The following is a 19,122-nucleotide window of genomic DNA, read 5'->3' on the forward strand; positions in this document are numbered from 1 at the left end:
TCTCCTACACATCGATCTCGACAGGACCGGCCGCCGTGCAGACGCAGGCCTGGATGAGTTCACCCTCGTCGCCGTGCTCGCGGCCGGTACGCAGGTCACGCACCCGGCCGACCGCAACCGCACCACGCAAGGCGTCGGACGACGACAAACCGGTGCACCCCTCAACGGCGCGCCACCTACCCATGTGCACCTGGCGCTAACCTCCGCAACGCGACGCGACCTGCCGTAGCGCTGCGCCCGACAACCGTGGCCGCCAAGGGGCGAGGGCGACGAGCGACACTCCCACAGTGCGGCATCGTCGACGTACGGCTGAGGCCGCCTTTGCCGGGTAGGCCACCGCGTCGGCGTTGGTACTACGAGACCACCCTGCTGCGCTCCTACGCCCAGACCCTGCACCACCTCCACGACGTCGGCCGACCGTTGCGCGTCGCCACCGCGGCTTGACCCTACGGCCTCAACATCGGCGCAGCCGCCGTGATGACGACGGTTGCCAGACCGATGTCAGCAGCCTCGTTAGGTGCCGGTCGGCATGGGATTCGGTGGAATGTCGCCGGAGGGGAGGATATCGAGAGCGAGCGCGGCGTGTATGGCGTCGCGCCGGGTGTGGACCGCCAGCTTGCGGTAGATCGACGCGACGTGGGTCTTCACCGTGTTCGGGGAGAGGTGCAGCTCGGCGGCGATCTCGTGGATGGTTCGGTCTCCGGCCAGGTGTCGCATGACCGAGATCTCACCCAGGCTCAACGGACCGCCCGCCGGTGGGGTGATGGCAGTCGAGGGGAGATGGTTGAGGGTCGGGGCGAGTACGTGGTGGTTGGCATGGAACGGGTGCCAGAGCTGTTCCAGGTCGGCGAGGGCCATGGCCTGGCGCAGCAGGTGCGTGGCGTGCTGCGGGTCGCCGGTGGTGTTCGCCTGGTGCGCCATGAGCAGGCGGTGCTCGACTCGGTGGAACAGCGAGATGCGTGGCTCGTGGAGCAGGGGCTGCAGCAGCTGGTCGATGCGGGCCTGCCGTTGGCGGGCGAGCACGAGTTTCGCGGTGGTGATCGCTGCGGTCGACGCGGGGACGGCGACGGCGTCGACACGCCAGTGCCGGTGGGCGTCGTGGAGCCGGCCGGTGGCGATGAGGACCTCGATCCGTAGCACCCGTGCGGCCCATTGTGGGACCAGCAATGCGTCGTCGCCGTCAACGATGAGTCGTTGGACGGCGTCCAACGCGGCGGCGTAGTCGTGGCGTTGCTGGCAGAGCAGCGCTGCCTGAAACTGTTGAGCGGCGACGAGCGCGGGTACCGACTGCCACAGTTGGACCGCGAGCGCGTCGAGATGCTGCACGGCCGCTTCGGGTGTGCCACGTTGGACGGCCACTTCGGCAAGGATCAGCCGCGCCCAGCCGCCGTCGTGGGAACCCACGAGGCCGTTCGCACGAACGTCCTCGCCGAGGGCGTCGGCATGGCGGACCGCGTCGCGTAGCCGGCCGGTCATCCGGGCGGTGACGGCGTGCAGGCGCAGCATCGTGCTTCGGTGCAACGGGCTGCGCCCGGCGGCCGACGTGTCGGAGTCAAGCGCTGCCTGCGCAGCTTCGTAGTCCCCGCGGCGCAATGCATGCCAGATGGGTTGCGCCGAGTGCTGGATCAGATCAGCTGGCCCTGCTGTCTCCCGCCGGACGGCGGTCGTCGAGTGCCGGACCGCGGACGACGGTGCTGCGGTGTTGTTGCCGACGCCGCGGTGCACGGCGAAGGCGTGGGCGAGTGGTGCATCGTTGGCGAGCGATGACCAGGGGCCCGGAGTTGCCGCGGTGACAGCGGCCTGCGGGGTGGCCTCGCGGATCTGCTCGCCGTGCTGCTGCACGATCCTGATGGCCGATGACCGGTCGGCTGCGGCCAGTGCGTGACGCAGTCCTTCGGCGGGCTGGAGGTGTGCGGTGTACCAGTCGGCGGCGGTGGCATGCAGTTGGCGCGTGTGGGCGGGGTCGTCCTCGGTGAGTGTGATGTAGAGGGCGGTGCGCCAGAGCCGGTGGTAGCGGTACCAGGCGGACGTGTCGTCAAGGCGGGTGGCGAACATGTCGTCGCGGGCGAGGTCGGCCAGGACGTCGGCGGCGTCGGTGCGGCCGGTGAGCGTGGCGAACAGGTCCGGGCAGACGGATTCGACCACGCTGGAGTCGCGTACGGCTTGGCGGAGGTCGGCCGGGTGCCTGCCCAACACGTCCCGCATCACGTACTCCGACAGCCCCGCGCCGGTGCGCAGCAGCTGTTCCAGGACGCCTTCCGGCTCATGCGGTTCCCCGTTCAGCGCCGCGGTCGCGACCGCGAGTCCCGCAGCCCACCCGTCGGTGGCGGCATACAGGCGCCTGCTGAGGGCCGCGGGCAGGCCAAGCCCTCGCTGAACGCAGAGGGTAGCCGTTTCGGCGGCGGTGAAGGCCAGGTCACGCCCGCAGAGCGCGTTGACCTGGGAGTGACCCAGCCGTTGCGGGGATCCGTCCGGTGGGGCGTGCCTGCCCAGCAGCACGACGTGCAGGCGATCCTCGCTGGCGGCAAGCTGACGTACCTGTGGCAGGAAGCCGATGCCAGCAACCGCCTCGGTGCCGTCCAACACCACGATCACCTGGCCGCCGATTTGCGCTGGAATATCCTCATGCAGCGCCTGGGCCAGCTCGGCCGCGTTGACCGGCCACGACGGCCACCATGAAGGTGACCGCAGCGGCGCCTGCCACCATCGGGCGGTAGCGCACGCGGCGAGGTCCACGAACACCGACCGGGACAACGCGCCGACCGCCTCGATCCAGTCCACGACGAGCTCCGTCTTGCCCGCACCGGCCGGAGCATAGACCGTCGTGATCGACTGCTGGTCAGCTGCGGCGAACGCCGCGTGCAGCCGGGTCCGGCGCAGATGCCGTGACGCGTTCGCCGCGACCGCCCGACCACCGACGATCGCAGGTGAGGACACATAGCCGACCATCATGACCCTCTGGGTGACGTCGAATCCTTGACCTGCAGAATTCGCCACCGGGGTCTGAGGTGACGCCCGAGGATATCGCAACCCGGTCGGTCGTTCCAGCCCAGCAGACGAACCACCCGCGCAGCTTCATAGCTCCCTCAGGTGCGGCCCTACTCCAGATACCGGATGTCATGCGGTGCTGTGGCGGTGCGTCAGGCAGTGGTGAGGTCCGGCAGGCTGCTCAGGTCGGTGACCACGAGGTGGGCGACGTCGCTGAGCCGTCGGTTGGTGCGTCGGGCGTAGGCCCGGATCAGCTCGAACGCGGCATCGACGGAGACGTGATGTGCCTGTGCGATGGCACCCTTGGCCTGCTCGATGATGATCCGGCTGTTCAACGCCCCTTGGAGTTGCTCGGTGAGGACCTCACCGCGGCGGATCGTCCGTTCCTGCAGCAGGCCGATCGCGGCGACGTCGGCCAGGGCCTGCACGATCTGCACGTCGGCGTCGTCGAAGGCGGTGCTGCCGGTGCCGAAAACGCCCATCGCGCCGATCACCTCGCTACGAAGCCGCAGCGGAACCGCGTGCACCGAGCGGAACCCGGCGGCGGTGGCGTAGGGCGCGAACCGCGGCCAGCGGGCGCCTGCGGTGCGCAGATCGGCGTTGACGACCGGTTCGGCGGTGCGGAACGCGTCCAGGCAGGGGCCGTCCCGCCACTGCAGCTGGAACAGCTCCAACAGCTTGGTTGTCTCGTCCGAGGCGGCCATGAACCGCAGCCGGTCCTTCTCGTCGGCCAGCAGCAGCCCCACGGTGGCGGTGTCGATGAGCCCGGCGGCGCGGTTGGCGAGCATCTGCAGGAACTCGATCAGGTCGAACTCGTCGACGAGGGTGTCGGCGACCTCGACGAAGATCCGCGCCAGGCGTTGCTCGGATACGGTGGTCATGACGGCTTCCCGGCCTTCCTACGATCGTCGTCGCGGTGGTTCCCCGCGGTGGTCATGCGTGGTCGGTGCCGAACTGCAGCCGGCGGGCGACGATGTCCGCGGCCACCTCGCTCAACGGCCGGTTGCTGACGTAGGCGTGGGCCCGGATCCACACCAGGGCATCGGTGAGGGGGATGCCCATCTGGACCATGACCATGCCCTGGGCCTGGAACAGTTCGGCGCGGTGCTCAAACATCTCGTCGAACTCGCCGACGTCGGCCCGTTCCTGACCGTCCAGCAGCGTCATGACCATCAGGTCGGCGAACGTGAACGCCTGACCCAGTTCCGCTCGGGACAACGAGCCAGGGTGGGTGCGGAACACGTCCAGGACGCCGAGGCGGGCCGCGCCGATCTGCAACGGAAACGCGAACACCGCCCGGATCCCCGCATCCAGGACCGCGGGGGTGTACACCGGCCATCGACTCGTCGCTCCATCTGCCAGATCGCTCACCAGGACCGGACGGCCGGACGCGAAGGCATCGATGCATGGGCCTTCGCCGAGGGCGAACGGCAGCTCCTCGATCCGTGCGGTGCTCGGGTCCGAGGCTGCGGCCATGCCGTGCACGCCGTCGCCGGCCATCACGCTCACCCCGGCTCCCGAGGCGGACAGCGCCTGCACGACCTCGACGCAGACGCGCTCCAACAACTCAACCACGCCGCCCGCCTCGCGTGACAACCCGGCATCGCAGATGAGGCGCGGCGCTTGACGGATGAGGATTGACCGTGCCGATCACGGCGGCCCAGGGCAATGGCTCACAACTGCAGGCAACACGTCGGTCTCGCGCGCGCATGGCCGCACCTTCCGGAGACCGACACTGCCAGCACCAGGGCAGCCAGGCGCCGGGACCGGCGTCGTGCAGGTGACGCTACCCCCTGTGAAGCGCCGAGACAATGCGGTCAGCGCAGGCCGGCGACATCACCGCGGGCCCGGATCATCAGCTGCCCGATCGCCGGTGTCTGTCGCGGCGTGCAGGCCGCCCGTATCGGAGCAGGGCGTTCAACTCCAGGCTGATGTGCTCGTCGTAGCCCATCGCCAGCGAGAACGGCCGTCCTCGTGCCCGCAGATGCTCGGCAACCCGCCGATCGGCGATCGTGAGCAGCCACGCGTGCGCATCATCGTGCCACATCCTCGACGCCGGTGCGAGCCGCCACACTTCGACGAAGACCGCACGGACGATCGACACAGCGGCGGCAGTGTCGCCCAGGCCGGCGCGAACGTGGACGAAGATCCGGCGGACCAGGAGACGGTGGAGATGAGCAAGGGCAGCCGGGTCCCGGTCTGCGATCTGCCGGACGAGACTGTTGTATGACGCGGTAGCGGTGGACGGGTCCACCTGCGGCGTTGCCATCGAAGCTCCCAACGATGCCAGCAGCAAGGGCACCGCCGGGGTCCGGAGCGGTCGAGACGACGCGCTAATGGTAGGCCACTGAGGGTTCGACAGCGCATCAGCGGTGCACCAGCCCCTCCTTCGGGGTTCATCACCGGAAACCGACCCGGTACGCCTGACGGCGGTTCCCGCGGCTGCGGCGCTGGTCTTGCGTCCGCTTCCGCCCGATCGGTGGTGTTGACCACGGTGACCGCCCAACGGTCCGGGTCGGCGTCGAGCGGGATCCAGCACAGCATCGACCCGTTGCGTGCACCGCGAACGGCACCAGGCCGCCCGGCTCGGGATGGTACGGGCGACGGGACTTGCGCTCGACCGGCCGGACGACGGTGAGGTGACACGGCCGCCGGCCGGACGAGATCGGTACCTTACTGGTTGAGGCATCCGCTGGCCGTGGTTGTTGTCGTGGTCGTGGCCGGCGGGTTCTGTGCGATCCAGTCGGCGAGTGTGTCCTTGACGACGGCGTCGTAGAGGGACTTCGCTCGATCTGGGTCGGGGACCACCACGCTCTCCTTGTTGATCATGTCTGGTCCGCGGTTCGGGCTGACCAGCATGGTCAGGTCGCTACTGCCGATGTTGCGGAAGGCGAACGCCGTATCGGCGAGGGAGAAGTCCTTGTCGACAGTCATCGCCGAGGCCACCGACTTGAGAAACGCGTTGAGCTTGAGCGGGTTTTTCAGTGTGTCGGAGCTGATCGCCTTGTCCAGCAGTGCTTTGAGGAACTCCCGCTGGTGGCACATCCGCGTGAAGTCGCCACCCGCGAACTGCTGGCGCTGGCGGACGTACTCCAACGCCTCGGATCCGTTCAGGTGCTGGACGCCCTTGCTGAAACGCCGCCCTTCTTTGCCGACCCCGGTGATGTCCTGGTCGATGTACAGGTCGACGCCGCCGAGCGCGTCGGTTACCTGCTGGAAGCCGGCGAAGTCGACGAGAACGACATGGTCGATGTGCACCGACGTGTAGGCTTCAATGGTCCGTACCGCGAGCGGCACGCCACCCCACGCGAACGCGGCGTTGATCTTCGCATTCTTGTTGCCCAGGCTCGGATTGGCCGGGTTCGGCGGGATGTGCACGTAAAGGTCGCGCGGCAACGAGATCAGGTATGCCCGCTGGTGAGCGGCATCGATGTGCAGCAAAATGATCGCGTCGGTGCGCCCCGCTCCCGCTTTGCCCCTGCTGTTCGGGTCATCGGGGGCGCGCGAGTCGCTGCCCAGCAGCAGGAGGTTCTTGGCGCCGACGACCTCGACCGGCGGCCGGGCCGCTTCCTGTTGCGTTTGCTGGCCATCGGTACCGAACGCGTCGGTGCGCTGGATGCCCGAGTCGACGCTGCGGTAGTAGAGGAACGCTCCGCCGGCGACAAGACCGAGCAACAGGACGATCGTCGAACCGATGATCGCCACCATCTTTCCCCAACGTCGGCGCCGGCTCCGGTTGACCGGGGGGCTGCCGACCGGGGGACTGTCGTCGACGCTGCCGCGTTGCTCGGGCACGCCGCCGTTCCCGGTGGGCACGGCAGCGCGGCCGGCCTTGTAGACCTTGCGCTGTTGCGAGTTGGCCATGGCGCTGCACTACTGGCCGGGCGCGGTGGCGCGAACCACGCACGCCGTGGTGGAGACGTATGAGGTCGGCGTGGCAAAGACGGCCGAGGCCGCGATGGGGACTCCGGGTCGCATGTTTCTCCTACTTCGATGATGCTGTTCGGCTGTGCGTGGCTTCGACCGAACGTGTGATGAACGTTCGTGCCGGATGATCACGCGCGCCGCGAGGCGCGATGCGGTATGGCGAAGCGCTACTCGTCACAGCAGACCATTTCGGATGGCGGAGCGACCCACCCGCACAGCATGAGCGCCGGCTGGGCGGTGCTGGCTCAACCGGCGATGAGCCACTCGCCGGTCGCCGGGTTGATCATGCCGTGGCGCACCGCGGTCGTGGCGGCCTCCAGGCGCGAGTGTGCTCCCATCTTGGTCAGCACGCTCTGGATGTGGCAGCGCGCCGTTGTCTGCGTGATGCCCAGCATGCGCGCCAGGCTGGCGGTGTTCGTTCCGCCGACCAGCGCGCTGAGCACCTCTCGTTCCCGGGGCGTGAGGAAGGCGGCGAGGAAATGCCCGGCGGATGCGGCGGCACGGCGGGTGGTGGCCGGCGATGCCCCGGTCCGGCCGCTCGGCAGCATGGAGTCACCGGCGTGGACACGATCGATCAACGTCACGATCTCGGCGATCGGCTGCCGCTTGTCGGCGACGCCGCCCACCCGGTACGGTCGCGCGGCGGCGAACAGCGCATCGTCGGCCAGGCTGCACAGCAGCACGATCTGGCTGCTCGGCGCGACGTCCCGCAACGCGCCCAGCCAGGACACGCCGTTGTCCGCGCCGAACATGACGTCGAGCAGGCAGACGTCGACCTCTTCGGCGCGCAACACCGCGACCGCCTGGGCGGGGTGGTGAGTGACGGCGACGACGTCTTTGCCGAGCGTTCGCAGCAGGCACGCCAGTGACTCCGCGAAAACGACGTGATCGTCGCAGATCAGCAGCCGCATGCTTGCCGCCGCACGATCACCGGCTGCCGGACGGGCCGGGTGGCACTGCCGGCAACCGCAGTCGTACGCAGCAGCCGCCGAGGCTGCTGCGGCGGTACTCCAGTTGCCCGGCCCATGCGGTGGCGACGTCCTGCACGATACGCAGTCCCAACGAGGCGAGCCCGGGCTCGATCGCACCGAACCCCGGGCCGTTGTCGTCGACCTCGGCCACGCTCCACCCTTCGTGGCCGAAGACCCGCACCTCGACGCGGCCGTTCGCACCGGCCGCCCGCAGCGCGTTGTCCAGCACATTGCGCAGCGCCCGCCAAACGGCCAACCGGTCCGCGAGTGCCCATGCCTCGCTGCTCGTCAAGCTGATCTCGGTGACCGTACACAGGCGCATCGCATCGACCACCTCCTGGGCCATGAGGTCGAGCCGGATCGGTTGGGTGGTCGCCGGCTCGTCGTGGTCGTCGACGTCCGGCACGTGCTCCTCGTACGCCCGCTGCAGCTGGTCGAGCCAGCGCGCCTCGCCGAGAATCTGGCGCGCCCGCTTGCGGCTCTCCTCGCCCGCGTCGGGTGCGGTGCTCAGCAGCGACGCAAGCAGCATGATGGTGCCGAGCTCATGGTGTATGTCGTGGCTGAGCTGCCGACGTCGGAGCCGGTTGCGCTCGGCGACGCCGGGTGTCGACTCGGTCTTCGGGGCGAACCGTGCCGGCGTCGGCGTTTCGGTGTCCGGAATTTCGTTGTCCAGAGCGGAGCGCGACCGCACGACGGCACCGACGTTCGTTTTCCCGACTTCCGCTGCTCTCTGATCCGGGATTCGCGGCGAAACACCCACAGTTGCCCCTTCGAGGTACTGACGCGGGTCCGACGCGAGCCACTCCCCGATCGTTCGCGCCACGGCGTATCCCACGAGCTACCACCGTGTAGACCGCTTGCGTCAGCCAGGACTTTAGTGCATCCCATGGACCACCTGGCGGGTTACACCAGGTGACCGGGCAGGGTATCCGCGCCGAACCGACGCCGTACCACAGCGCGGAGGAAGGCGGCAGGCCGGCAGTCCACGCTGTCGCGGGGCGGGGATCATCGGCGAGGCGATGCCGGGCGTCCGGAGTCGCTGTGCCCCGCATTCGTCGCAGTCCCTGCTACGTCGTGCGCGGGATGCCGAAACGGACCAGGACGAAGAGAGTGTTCGGTATGCCCGCGGTTACCTTCCTCGGCCATGCCGGCCTGCGCATCGAAGCACAGCGGTTCCGCTTGCTCGCCGATCCCTGGTTCGCTCGTTCCGGCGCGTTTCTCGGCGCGTGGCACCAGTTTCCCCGCAACGATCATCTCGATCTCGACGAGCTGCTCGACGCGGACTGGGTGGCAGTTTCACACGAGCATCTGGACCATATGGACCTGTCGGTGCTGACCCGGCTTCCATCGCACACCAGAGTGCTCATCCCGCGGTATCCGTCCACGGCATTCCGGGATCGTCTGCGCGGCGCCGGAGTGGCGCGGATCATCGAGCTGGAGCCGTGGCAGAGGTTCGCCCTCGACGCGCACGGATCCTGGATCACCGCCATTCCGGAGCAGTCACCGATGTGCCATGACTCGGCCTTGCTCGTCGTGGCGGACGGATACGCCGTGCTGAACTGCAATGACGCGAGGCTGACCGCCGCTCAGGCGCGTCGTGCCAAGCATCTGGCGGGCGGCCGGCTCGACGTCATGACCGTTCAGACGTCCGGCGCGTCGTGGCACCCGATCTGCTATTCATATCCGCCCGAGGTCCGTGCCCGTCTGGAGGCCGAGAAGCGGGTCGGTAAGTTCCGCTCGGTGCTGCGCCTGATTCGGGCGACCGGACCCGAGCTGGCCGTCCCGTTCGCCGGCCCGGCCTGCTTCCTCGACCCGGACCTGCGGCATTTCAACGACTCGATGCGCGCGCCGGGGATCTTCCCGGACAGCGAACAGGCCACCGCCTGGCTCTCCGAGAATCTGCCCAGCCAGCGCTGGGCGTGTTTCCGCCCGGGCGACCGTCTCGACCTGGCGACCGGCGCGGTGCTGGCGGACCCGGTGTCCGCCCAGTTCAGCTACACCGACGGTCTCGACGCCTATCTCGATCGATATGCTGCCGACCGGGCCGCGGATCTGGATCTGGTACGCGCGGCGGCGCCCGAGCCGGGCCCGGAATTCGCTGACGTCTTCACCGCGCACTTTTCGCGGCTGGGCACGCTGTCGCCGTATTTTTTGACGAGGATCGGTATGACCGCCAGATTCGAGGTGACCGGTCCCAACGGTGGAAACTGGGATGTGCGGTTGGACGCGAACGGTGCGCGGGTTGATCTCGCGGCTCGAGCGACGGCACCGGAATACACGTTCACGGTGGAGGGGCGTTGGCTCGCCGCGGTCCTCACCGGATCCATCGCCTGGGAAGACCTCCTGCTTTCCCTGAGATTGACCGCGCACCGTGACCCGGACCGCTACAACGACTATCTGATCGGGTTGTTGAAGCACGCCAACGAGCCGGCGTTGCGAGCGGTCGAAGCGTACGAGACCGGCCGCGACCGCGACGAGCGGATAACCATCTCGGCCGGTGGTGCCGAATACGAGATCGGTCGCTACTGCCCGCATGCCGGTGAGGATCTCTCGGTCGGTGCCGTGGTGGTGGACGGGCAGACGCTGCAATGTCTGGCACACAACTTCGCCTTCAACCTCGACACCGGGGAGTGCGTCAATGCGCGGTGTGAACCGCTCTCCACTCGTCAGCTGCGCGATCCCGCCCCGGTCCTGACCGCACCGTCCGGTGCGCCTGTCCTCGACGACATCGAGCGCGGACTGTAGGGACGTCGACGTCGAGCAGAACGTCAAGCAGGCGGTCCGGTCAGTGCTGGGGAGGGACAGGCCGACCGAGAAGGTGCCGAACGGTGTCCACCAGGACCCCGAGGGTCGCGGCCAGGGTCGGGTTCCTCAGGTACACCGCCTCGATCGCGGTCCGCGCCGGCACGATCTGGCTGAGGTAGGCCGCCGTCGTGTTCGCGTCCGCCGTGCCGAGGATGTCGGTGTCGCGCAGCCGTACCTGCGCCGGACCGGTCAATCCGGGCCGGTGGTCGAGGACCCAGCGGCAGTCTGGCGGGTATGCCTCCGCGAGCGCCGGGGTCTCCGGGCGCGGCCCGACGAGGGTCATCTGCCCGCGGACGACGTGCCAGAGCTGGGGCAGTTCGTCGAGTGAGGTGCGGCGTAGGAGTCGGCCCAGCCGGGTCACGCGCGGGTCGTCAGCCGTGGTGATCTCCAACCCGGTCGAGCCGGTGCGCATGGTGCGCAGCTTGTACAGGATGAAGGGGCGCCCGCGTTCGCCGAGGCGGATCTGGCGGAACAGCGCCGGTCCCCGGCTCTCCAGCCGGACCGCGAGCATCAGCAGGAGCAGCGGGAGGCAGACGACCAGCAGGCCAACCGAGCCGGCCAGCAGGTCCAGCAGCCGTCGCGGGAATCCGACCCGCTGGCGTCGCGCGGTGCGCCCGGTCGGGGCTTCGGCAGTCATGTGATCACCCGGTTCCGGCCGCGACGAACAGGTCGGTGAACACCTTGGCAAGCATGGCGAGATCGGTATGCAGGTCAACCTCCAGCGAAGAGGGCGACAGGTGGGTGAAGAGCCGGGCGCCGGCGTTGCGCCGCTGTAACAGCCCTTCCCACAGGGCATTGCTGCGCAGCCCCGGATCGAGCAGGCGGTACGTGTCGCCCTGGTACTGCTGGCGCCATGTCCAGACGTCGACCGCGGCCGCGCCCTGCTCGCGCGGGATGTCGAGATACGTGGTCAGGGTCGGCCCGGTGTCGGGCTCGTGGTAGGTGCCCGGGTGAGCGAGGGCCTTGCGGGCGTGCAGGGTGGTCAGCTTGTCCCAGCCGCGCCGCTTCGCCTCCGTCCACGCCGCGCGTTGGGCGGTGGCCTGGTCGACGCCCCAGTCGCCGTACGTCTTCGGGGTCATCAACCCGGTGGACAGGTCCACCACGTCGATCCGCCGGGACCGCAGGTATCCGTCGACAGCCTCCAGCGTCAGCTGCGGGTACTGACCGCGGGCCTGCCCGGCGCAGGTGGTCGCGGCACGCAGCGACGGACCGTGCCCGGGAAGACAGCCGAGCTCGGGCACCAGGAGGTCGATGAGCAGCCGCTTGCCTGGTGTCGCGGTATGCAGCGCCTCGGAAGCCGCGTCGAGGAACTGCTGGACCTTCTCCGCAGAGTCGAGCTTGTCGCGGTAGCCCAGTTCGTCAGCGATCTTGATGCCCTCGACACCCGGCTGCGCCGCCAGCTTCGCGATGGTCGACACTGCGGCCCTGAACGACTCCGGCCCGGCCAGCCAGCGTTTGACGAGGTCCGACTCGATCCATACGGTCAAGCCCTGTTGGTGCGCGGTCGCCACCGCGGCCTCGTACCGGTTGCCGCTCGCGTCGATCGGTCGGTGCGACGGCACCACAGGGGGCTGGTGCGCCGATTCGGGGCGCAGTCCGACGGCCAGTGCGATGCCCGCGGCCGCCGTCGCCGCCGTCGCGCCGATCACGATCGTTCGCCGTCTCAAGGGCTTCTCCTTCGGATACGGCTGAAGCAGGCCAGCAGCGTGACGACGGTCAGCAGGTATGCGACGCTCGAGGCCACGGCGGCGCCGACCGCCCCTAACCGTGGGATCAACAGCAGGTCTCCGACGATGGTGACGGCCACCCCGAGGCCGATGGCCAGCGAGGTGAGCTCCGGCCGGCCGATGCCGTAGAGGTAGGCGGTGATCACGCCGGACACGCCCTCGCCGAGAAGGCCGCCCAGCAGGATCCATGCGGGCACGACGGCACCGCCGAAGTCGGCGCCGTAGATCAGCGGCAGCAGGGCAGCCGCGGCCAGCGCCAACGGAATCGCGGCCAGCACGGTGAACCCGGCGGCCGGAACGAGCAACGCGCGCGTCCGGGTGCCGGCGTCGCGCTCGTGCTTCGCGGCGAACACGGGATAGAGGATGTAGTTGACCGCTTGGCCGGGCAGCCGCAGCAGTTCGGCATACTTGCTGGCCACCGCGTACACGCCGAGCGTGGCGGGGCCGGCCAGAGCGCCGAGGACGGCGACGTCAAGACGCAGGTTGACCAGCGTCAGCACACTGCCCAGCTGGCCGCGCCAGCCGTATCCGCAGATCTGACGGCCCAGCCGGTAGCTCGCCCGCCCCCAACCGGCGAAGAATCCGTTACGGCGTAAGCGTTCGGCGATACCGATCGCGACCGCCACATCGGCGGCGACGAGGCCCCACAGCATCATCCAGACGTCGGTGCCGAGCAGCAGCAGACCGCCGTACAGCGGCAGGAAGACGGCCTCTTCACCGACGATGGCGACGTTGGCGCCGGCGAGATCCTGGCCCCCCTGCAGGAGCGCCTTGCCGACGGCGACGAACAGCTGGGTGAACACGGCCACCGCCGCGGCGGCTACCAGGGGACCGCTCCAGGACCGGAAGAACACCGGGTGCAGGACCGGGGTGAGCAGCAGCCAGCAAACCGCGGCCGCGGCGGCGCCGAGCCAGGTCAGCGCGACGAGGGTCGGGCGGAGCTGCGGGTCGTCGGCGCGGGCGCCGAGAAAGTACGGCGCGGCCCCGGGCAACCCGGCGGCCGCGACCACACCGGCCAGCCCGGGCAGGACCCGCAGGAGGGTGAACGCGCCGACGAGGTCCGGGCCACCGGCCCGGGCGACCATGACGGTGGCCGCGGCGAGGGAGACCAGGGCACCGAGCCGGGCTGCCAGGTTGCCGGCGACCAGCCGCCGGATGCCCGCGACGCGCCGGGGGGCTCGGGCGATCACCGCGGTCATCGGCCACGCCCCGACAGTCCGAGCGCCGCGATGAGTCCGAGCAGCGCCCAGACGTGCCGGAAATGGAGTACCTCGTAGACAACGGCGGACAGCCCTACCGCGACCGCCGCGGCGGCGAGCAGTTCCGGCCGGGGCACGACCGCGCGGTACTGCGCACCCACCCCTTCGGCGGCGCAGATGCGCCGCGACCGGACGGCCACCGTGGCGATGAGCAGTGTGAGCGCGATCCCGCCGAGGACCCCGCGTTCGAGCAGCGCGGCGAGATAGTCGTCGTGGGCCTCTTTGACGTACGGGGCCTGGTTGGCCCGCAACGTCGCTTCGGTGCTGGCCGGTCCGATGCCGAGGATGGTCTCCGTCTCCAGCCAGAGCTGGACGGTTTCGTGCGCCACGGTCGAGCGGCTGCCGCTGCTCTCACGCTCCCGGCCCAGCGAGTCTCGGATCAAGGGCGAGGACTCCTCGACCCGGTTCACTCGGCCGCGAATGTCTACTGTGGACAACGTGGCCACGACGCCGAGGGCCAGTGCGGCAGCGGCCGCGACCGCGACCATCGGCCCGCGTCGGCGGGCCAGCGCGATGAGCCAGCCCAAGACCGTCGCGGCCAGTACGGCGAGGATCCCGCCGTTGGACAGGGTCAGGACGACCGCGGTGACGACCAGCGCACACGCGGCCCAGCGCAGGCCGGTGCGCCGCGGGCGGCGCGTCGCCCGCATCACCAGCAGGCCGCACACGAAGTAGCTGGCGGCGAGGTTCGGATCGCCCAGGGTCAGTGAGGCGCGGATCCCGTCACGCGCGCTGATGCCGCTGAGCCAGGCGATGCCGGCCACCTCCCCGATGATCATGACAGCGGCCCAGGCCGTCGCACTGTATGCCCAGGCGCGGCAGAAGGTGTCCAGCAGCCGGTGGTCGCTGCCGACGGTGGCCACCGCCGCGGCCCAGCCGAACACGAAGAGATCCTGCGCGAGGGCGATCGCCCCCCGCTCGACGACGCCGGGATGCCCGCTATTGATCACGACGGCCAGCGCGCCGGCGGTCATCGTCAGACCGACCGGCAGCGCGTACGGCAGGCGGGCCCGCACCGAGCGGGTCGACGCCCAGACCGTGCAGGTGACCATCGCGCCGACCAGCGCCAGGTCGACCAGTCCCGTGTTGCCCGGACCGGACGGGCGCAACAGCGGCATGCTGACCACCGCCACCGAGATGGCGATCTGTACGAGCCGCCGGCGCGCGGACCGGACGACCGGCGGGGCGGTGACGAGGACAGTCGTCATGCCACCACGCCGGCCGCATCCGGGGCACCAGCCGGCTCGTTCCCGTCCGCCGCGTCGGACGGTTGTGGTGGATCCGCCGGACCCGGCTGCCCGGCGGCCGTGCTGTCCTCCTCGCCGATGCCGTCGGAGCGCACGATCGCCACGAGCAGATCCAGATGGGCACGGGCGAAATCGGGGTGATCGGCGGTGGCGGCGATCTCCGCGACTCCGGCGATCAGCAGGTCGCGCCACCGCTCTCCGGAGACGCCGAGCCGCTCGAGCGCACCGGACACGTGCTCGCGCACCAGCGCGCCGAACCAGCCCCGGCCGGCCACCGCGTGCGCGATTCCGGCCCCCCAACGGTCGGCGTAGAGCCCGCGATGCCCGGGCACCCGCGCGCCCGGCCGCACGTGCCGGTCGAGGTAGAGCGCGTAGCTGACGGCGAAGCGGGCGACGTCGCGCAACGGCTCGCCGGCCAGGTCGCCGCATTCCCAGTCCACCACCCCGACGACCCGCCCGCGGTCGACAAGCAGGTTGCCGAACCAGTAGTCGCCGTGCACCACGGTCCGCGGAGTGTGTTCGCCGGCGAGGCGGCCGGCCGCCGTCGCCAGCCGCGCGCGCAGCATCGCGACGTCGGGATGGTCCGCGAACCGGGCCTCGATCGCATCCAGACAGTCGGCGAGCAGCGTGACCGGGCCGGGCTGACCGGCGGTGCGTCGCTGGAGGTCGGCGAGCCAGTCGCCGGCGGCCGTGAAGTCGGCACGGACCCGGCGCTGCCGGGCGGTGTGTCGCCAGGCGTGGTAGCGCACGGCCATCTGCGTGCCGACCAGCGCGGTGCTCGCCAGGGCGGGCAACGCGCCGGACGCGAGATAGCCGATCGGCCGGGGCAGTGTCGTGGCAAGTCGCCCGAGCCCGAGATCGGCCAGCTGGCGCAGCAGCGTTCCCTCGTTCTGGACGACCTGTGCCGCGTCGCGGGTCGTCGGGACCTTGATGACGAACGAGGGCCCGTAGTCGTCCAGCAGGATCAAGGTGATCTTCGCGTTCGGGTTCCGCGACCCGGCCAGGAGCACCACCCGCGTGCCCGGGCGGTCCAGCAACTGGGCCAGTTGCGGCTGCTCGCGACCCAGGGGCGCGGGAATCTCCGTGGTGATCTCGGTGCTCGGCATCCTCATCGGGTACCGACCACCAGGCGGTCACCGGCCGGCACCCGGGCCAGGAGCCGAGGGTACCGCTGCACGAGCCGCATGGCGGTCCACAGCGGAGCGTGCAGCCGGATCACGCCGCTGGGCACGGTCAGCACCGTGTGGGCGGTCCAGCGCAGCGAGCCCAACGTCACCTGGGTGATCGCGACCGGCGTGACCAGCGACGGCATGGCCACGTACTCGGCGTGGATCCGCAGTCCGGCCCGCCACGCGAGCGTGCGCAGCCGCCGGCCGCCGACCAGCGCCACCCCGGTACCCGCGGGAAGGGCGCGAACCTGCCGCACAGCGTCCCGGCGCCGGTCGACGCGGATCATGACCGCGCCGGCCGGCACCAGCAGCCGCCAGCGCTCGTCGGGGCTTTCCTCGAGGCTTTCTCCGCCGGACACCGGATCTCCTCAGTTGAGTACCGCGAGGGGGCGCAGCCGGGCGACCGGCCGCACCAGGCCGTGATCCACCAGCACGCCGAGCGCCGCGTTGACCCCGTTGTCGTCGAAATGGCGGACGCGGACCGCAGCGGCGCCGTCGTAGCCGAACCGCAGGGTTTCGTGCCCGTCGGGATGCTCGGCGGAAAGCCCCTTCTCGGCGAAGTCGGCGACCAGCGTGCCCGCGCCGTGACAGGCCGAGTGGAGACTGGCCTCCGCCTTCGGCCCGGCCACCGCGAGGTACGAGGACGTCCTGGAGGTCCCCGGCAGCAGGACCGCCTGGCCCGTCTCGGCGAACACGGTGCCGGGGGCACAACGTTCGGCCGGGAACGCCCGGCACGAGTTGTGCCGATGCACGACGGCGGTCCGGTCGCCGACCTCCTCCTCGTAGATGGAGTTGTGTGGCGAGTCGACGACCAGCCGGCCGCCGGTGCCACCGAAGACCGTCGCGGCGATCTTCTTCAATGCCGCGTACGTCGCCGTCCGGAAGGCGAAGCCGTAGTTCATCGCCGCCGCGTTGGCCAGCATCAGCCGCTGCCCCTCTTCGCTGTCCCGGGACACCGGCGGGCACCCGTCGGTGAAGTACAGCGCGAGCCGTTCCCGCAGTTGCCGGTACGAACGGGCCGTCGCCAGGTGGTAGAGGGGCTTCTGCACCGCCATCGCCATCCGCAGGTGCCGCGGGTAGTGCTTGCGGCGCCCGAACAACGCACCGATCTCACCGGTCAGCACGCCGCCGCCGGCGTGGTACTGCAACGTCAACTGCCCTTGGCGTACGCCCAGCAGCTCGGCCGCCCGTGGGTCGAAGACCTCTTCGACGACCTGCAACTCGACGAAGTGGTTGGACGGGCCGACCGTGCCGAAGCGCAGCCGGGCGAGTTGGTACGCCAGCGACGGAAGCTCCCGCGCCAGCCGGTCGGCACCGCCGTACCGGTCGAGATCGAGCCGGCCGAACTCCTCCACACGGGCCAGCTCACCGGCGTCGACCTCGAACCGTTCGGCGGCGAAGTACGATCCCTCGACCGCAGCCCGCCGCACCTCGTGCGTCGACAGCTCGCGCAGGTTGCGTGCCGGGTACGGGTACCGCTCCCGGACCCGCCGGTAGAACTCGATGACGCCGGCCACCCCGGGCCGCTCGCAGTCCAGGGCCAGCAGTGCCATGCCGCAGTTCACCGATGCGGACGTCAGGGTCGGACGGATGGTGCCGGCCGTCGCGACCGCCACCGACGACGGAAGCTCCATGGTGGACTTGTGATGGAAGTCCGGCAGCACGACCGGCGGCGCGGCGAGATCGGCGTCGGCGACCTGGGCCGTCAGTTCAGCGAGGACGGTCGCGTCGGCCGGCAGGCGCGGGCCGTCGAAGACCCGTGGTTCACGGCCGATCAGGGTCAGTTCCATGTGCTTCTCCCGCGGTAGGTGTGATCAAGCGCGGCGCCGAGCGTCTGGGGCGTGTACCGCTGGTCGAGACGTTCCCGAGCGGTCCGGGCCATCCGTGCGGCCTCGGCCGGCTCCTCGAGCAGGTACCGGATCGCCCGGCCGAGCGGCGCGGCAGTCCCCGGCGGCACCAGCAGGCCCGTCTCGCCGGGCACGACGACTTCCGGCACCGCGTTGACCGCGGTCGCCACCACCGGCACCCCGGCGCCGATGGCCTCGATCAGCACGCACGGCAGCCCCTCGTACCGGCTGGCCAGGGCGAACACGTCGAAGGCCGGCAGCAGGTCGGCGACGTCTTCGCGGTGTCCCAGCAGGCAGAACCGGTCGGCCACGCCGCGCTTGCGGGCTCGCGCCAGCAGCTGCTCGCGCAGCGGCCCGTCACCGATCCACACGCCCCACACGTCGTCACCCGTCGCGGCGAGCGCGTCGATCCACAGCTCCGGCGCCTTCTGATAGTCCACCCGGCCGACCGTGCCGACCAGCCGGACCCCGGTCGGCAGGCCGAGCCTCCGGCGGGCCAGCCCGCGTGCGGCCGGGCTGAACTGGAGGTCGGCACTGTCGACCGCGGGTGGGATGGTCCGAATACCGTCCGGTGGGGCGAGCCCGAGCCGGATCGCCTGTGCCGCGACCGCGCTGCCGACCGCGAGGAACGCGTGTGTCCGCCGGGCCAGATACCGCTCCGCGCGCACGTACGCGGCCCGCAGCCATCGCGGCTGGAACTCGTGGAACGGGAAGCCGTGGAAGGTGTGCACGATCCGTGCCACGCCGGCCCGCGATGCCGCGATCCGGCCCAGCGCACCGGCTTTCGCGCTGTGCGTGTGCACCACGTCATAGCCGCCTTCGGCCAGCAGTTGGGTCAGTGTGCGTCGGGTGGCCGCGTCGCGCCTCGGGGAGATCTGCGGTACCAGCGTGGACACCCGCATCACCTGCAGGCCGGCCTTGAAGGCGTCGAGGAGCAGGTCGCCTCTCGGCGCGTCGTCCACCGCGTCGGTGCCCACCAGCACCGTCGGTTCCGGCGTGCCACGCACTCCCCGGGACGCGCCCGGAGTGTCGGCCGCGCCGGTGATCCCGTGTCCTCCGGCGATGACCGTGATGTCGTACCGGTGCGGATCCAGAGCCAGCGCACCGCGCAGGCTCACCCCGCCCGCGCCGGCCGCCATTCGCGTGATCACCGTCGCGACCTTGACCCGTCTGTCGCCCACG

The 19,122-nt window shown here is 70.3% G+C and carries 16 protein-coding genes; 1 reads left to right on the forward strand and 15 read right to left on the reverse strand.

All coding sequences use genetic code 11. The annotated features are described in order from the left end of the window. Nucleotides 1-513: 513 nt before the first annotated feature. The 7 genes from Dfulv_RS15080 to Dfulv_RS15110 form a co-directional block, all read right to left on the reverse strand. On the reverse strand, nt 514-2,937 hold the full coding sequence (locus tag Dfulv_RS15080) for a LuxR C-terminal-related transcriptional regulator (protein ID WP_259863605.1): 2,424 nt from the start codon (nt 2,935-2,937) through the stop codon (nt 514-516). A gap of 203 nt (nt 2,938-3,140) precedes the next feature. Then, complete coding sequence (locus tag Dfulv_RS15085) at nt 3,141-3,869, reverse strand: GAF and ANTAR domain-containing protein (RefSeq protein WP_259863606.1); 729 nt, start codon at nt 3,867-3,869, stop codon at nt 3,141-3,143. A gap of 52 nt (nt 3,870-3,921) precedes the next feature. Next, on the reverse strand, nt 3,922-4,563 hold the full coding sequence (locus Dfulv_RS15090; RefSeq protein WP_259863607.1) for a GAF and ANTAR domain-containing protein: 642 nt from the start codon (nt 4,561-4,563) through the stop codon (nt 3,922-3,924). Between the two features lie 280 nt (nt 4,564-4,843). Next, on the reverse strand, nt 4,844-5,257 hold the full coding sequence (locus Dfulv_RS15095; RefSeq protein WP_259863608.1) for a sigma factor: 414 nt from the start codon (nt 5,255-5,257) through the stop codon (nt 4,844-4,846). A gap of 404 nt (nt 5,258-5,661) precedes the next feature. Further along, nucleotides 5,662-6,696, reverse strand: coding sequence for an LCP family protein (locus tag Dfulv_RS15100; protein ID WP_259863609.1), 1,035 nt, complete (start codon nt 6,694-6,696; stop codon nt 5,662-5,664). A gap of 464 nt (nt 6,697-7,160) precedes the next feature. Beyond that, complete coding sequence (locus Dfulv_RS15105) at nt 7,161-7,826, reverse strand: response regulator transcription factor (RefSeq protein ID WP_259863610.1); 666 nt, start codon at nt 7,824-7,826, stop codon at nt 7,161-7,163. Between the two features lie 16 nt (nt 7,827-7,842). After that, entirely contained in the window at nt 7,843-8,577 is a 735-nt protein-coding gene (locus tag Dfulv_RS15110) for a sensor histidine kinase (protein WP_259863611.1), read from the reverse strand. Nucleotides 8,578-9,005: 428 nt separating this feature from the next. On the opposite strand from Dfulv_RS15110, the gene Dfulv_RS15115 reads away from it, so the two are divergent. Then, nucleotides 9,006-10,631 (forward strand): MBL fold metallo-hydrolase, encoded by a 1,626-nt coding sequence (locus Dfulv_RS15115; protein WP_259863612.1) that lies wholly within the window; start codon nt 9,006-9,008, stop codon nt 10,629-10,631. Between the two features lie 40 nt (nt 10,632-10,671). On the opposite strand, the gene Dfulv_RS15120 is transcribed toward Dfulv_RS15115, so the two are convergent. Genes Dfulv_RS15120 through Dfulv_RS15155 form a run of 8 tightly spaced genes read right to left on the reverse strand, consistent with a single transcriptional unit; the run spans nt 10,672 to nt 19,121 of the window. Beyond that, nucleotides 10,672-11,328, reverse strand: coding sequence for a sugar transferase (locus Dfulv_RS15120; protein ID WP_259863613.1), 657 nt, complete (start codon nt 11,326-11,328; stop codon nt 10,672-10,674). 4 nt (nt 11,329-11,332) lie between these two features. After that, the gene (locus Dfulv_RS15125; protein WP_259863614.1) at nt 11,333-12,358 is read right to left on the reverse strand and encodes a hypothetical protein; all 1,026 of its coding nucleotides are present in this window, start codon (nt 12,356-12,358) and stop codon (nt 11,333-11,335) included. Further along, nucleotides 12,355-13,617, reverse strand: a complete 1,263-nt coding sequence (locus tag Dfulv_RS15130; protein ID WP_259863615.1) for an oligosaccharide flippase family protein — start codon at nt 13,615-13,617, stop codon at nt 12,355-12,357. The genes Dfulv_RS15125 and Dfulv_RS15130 overlap by 4 nt, the downstream gene beginning before the upstream one ends. Beyond that, nucleotides 13,614-14,885, reverse strand: a complete 1,272-nt coding sequence (locus tag Dfulv_RS15135) for an O-antigen ligase family protein (RefSeq protein ID WP_259863616.1) — start codon at nt 14,883-14,885, stop codon at nt 13,614-13,616. Before Dfulv_RS15135 ends, Dfulv_RS15130 begins: the two co-directional genes overlap by 4 nt. Then, nucleotides 14,882-16,030 carry a phosphotransferase family protein gene (locus Dfulv_RS15140; RefSeq protein ID WP_259863617.1) on the reverse strand — a complete coding sequence of 383 codons (1,149 nt, stop codon included), beginning with the start codon at nt 16,028-16,030 and terminating at the stop codon, nt 14,882-14,884. The genes Dfulv_RS15135 and Dfulv_RS15140 overlap by 4 nt, the downstream gene beginning before the upstream one ends. Nucleotides 16,031-16,032: 2 nt before the next feature. After that, complete coding sequence (locus Dfulv_RS15145) at nt 16,033-16,452, reverse strand: hypothetical protein (RefSeq protein ID WP_259863618.1); 420 nt, start codon at nt 16,450-16,452, stop codon at nt 16,033-16,035. A 9-nt stretch (nt 16,453-16,461) separates the two neighbouring features. Beyond that, a complete protein-coding gene (locus Dfulv_RS15150) occupies nt 16,462-17,883 on the reverse strand; it encodes an RtcB family protein (RefSeq protein WP_259863619.1) in 1,422 nt (473 codons plus the stop codon). Then, nucleotides 17,874-19,121 carry a glycosyltransferase gene (locus Dfulv_RS15155; protein WP_259863620.1) on the reverse strand — a complete coding sequence of 416 codons (1,248 nt, stop codon included), beginning with the start codon at nt 19,119-19,121 and terminating at the stop codon, nt 17,874-17,876. The genes Dfulv_RS15150 and Dfulv_RS15155 overlap by 10 nt, the downstream gene beginning before the upstream one ends. Nucleotide 19,122: the final 1 nt, after the last annotated feature.

Origin of the sequence: Dactylosporangium fulvum, from assembly GCF_025137375.1 — a bacterium.
Lineage (GTDB): Bacteria > Actinomycetota > Actinomycetes > Mycobacteriales > Micromonosporaceae > Dactylosporangium > Dactylosporangium fulvum.

Excerpts from the sequence above, each read along its gene's own strand:
- Dfulv_RS15150 (WP_259863619.1), bottom strand. The coding sequence starts at position 17,883 with ATGGAACTGACCCTGATCGGCCGTGAACCACGGGTCTTCGACGGCCCG.
- Dfulv_RS15115 (WP_259863612.1), top strand. The coding sequence starts at position 9,006 with ATGCCCGCGGTTACCTTCCTCGGCCATGCCGGCCTGCGCATCGAAGCA.
- Dfulv_RS15095 (WP_259863608.1), bottom strand. The coding sequence starts at position 5,257 with ATGGCAACGCCGCAGGTGGACCCGTCCACCGCTACCGCGTCATACAAC.
- Dfulv_RS15100 (WP_259863609.1), bottom strand. The coding sequence starts at position 6,696 with ATGGTGGCGATCATCGGTTCGACGATCGTCCTGTTGCTCGGTCTTGTC.
- Dfulv_RS15105 (WP_259863610.1), bottom strand. The coding sequence starts at position 7,826 with ATGCGGCTGCTGATCTGCGACGATCACGTCGTTTTCGCGGAGTCACTG.
- Dfulv_RS15135 (WP_259863616.1), bottom strand. The coding sequence starts at position 14,885 with ATGACGACTGTCCTCGTCACCGCCCCGCCGGTCGTCCGGTCCGCGCGC.
- Dfulv_RS15120 (WP_259863613.1), bottom strand. The coding sequence starts at position 11,328 with ATGACTGCCGAAGCCCCGACCGGGCGCACCGCGCGACGCCAGCGGGTC.
- Dfulv_RS15140 (WP_259863617.1), bottom strand. The coding sequence starts at position 16,030 with ATGCCGAGCACCGAGATCACCACGGAGATTCCCGCGCCCCTGGGTCGC.
- Dfulv_RS15130 (WP_259863615.1), bottom strand. The coding sequence starts at position 13,617 with ATGACCGCGGTGATCGCCCGAGCCCCCCGGCGCGTCGCGGGCATCCGG.
- Dfulv_RS15085 (WP_259863606.1), bottom strand. The coding sequence starts at position 3,869 with ATGACCACCGTATCCGAGCAACGCCTGGCGCGGATCTTCGTCGAGGTC.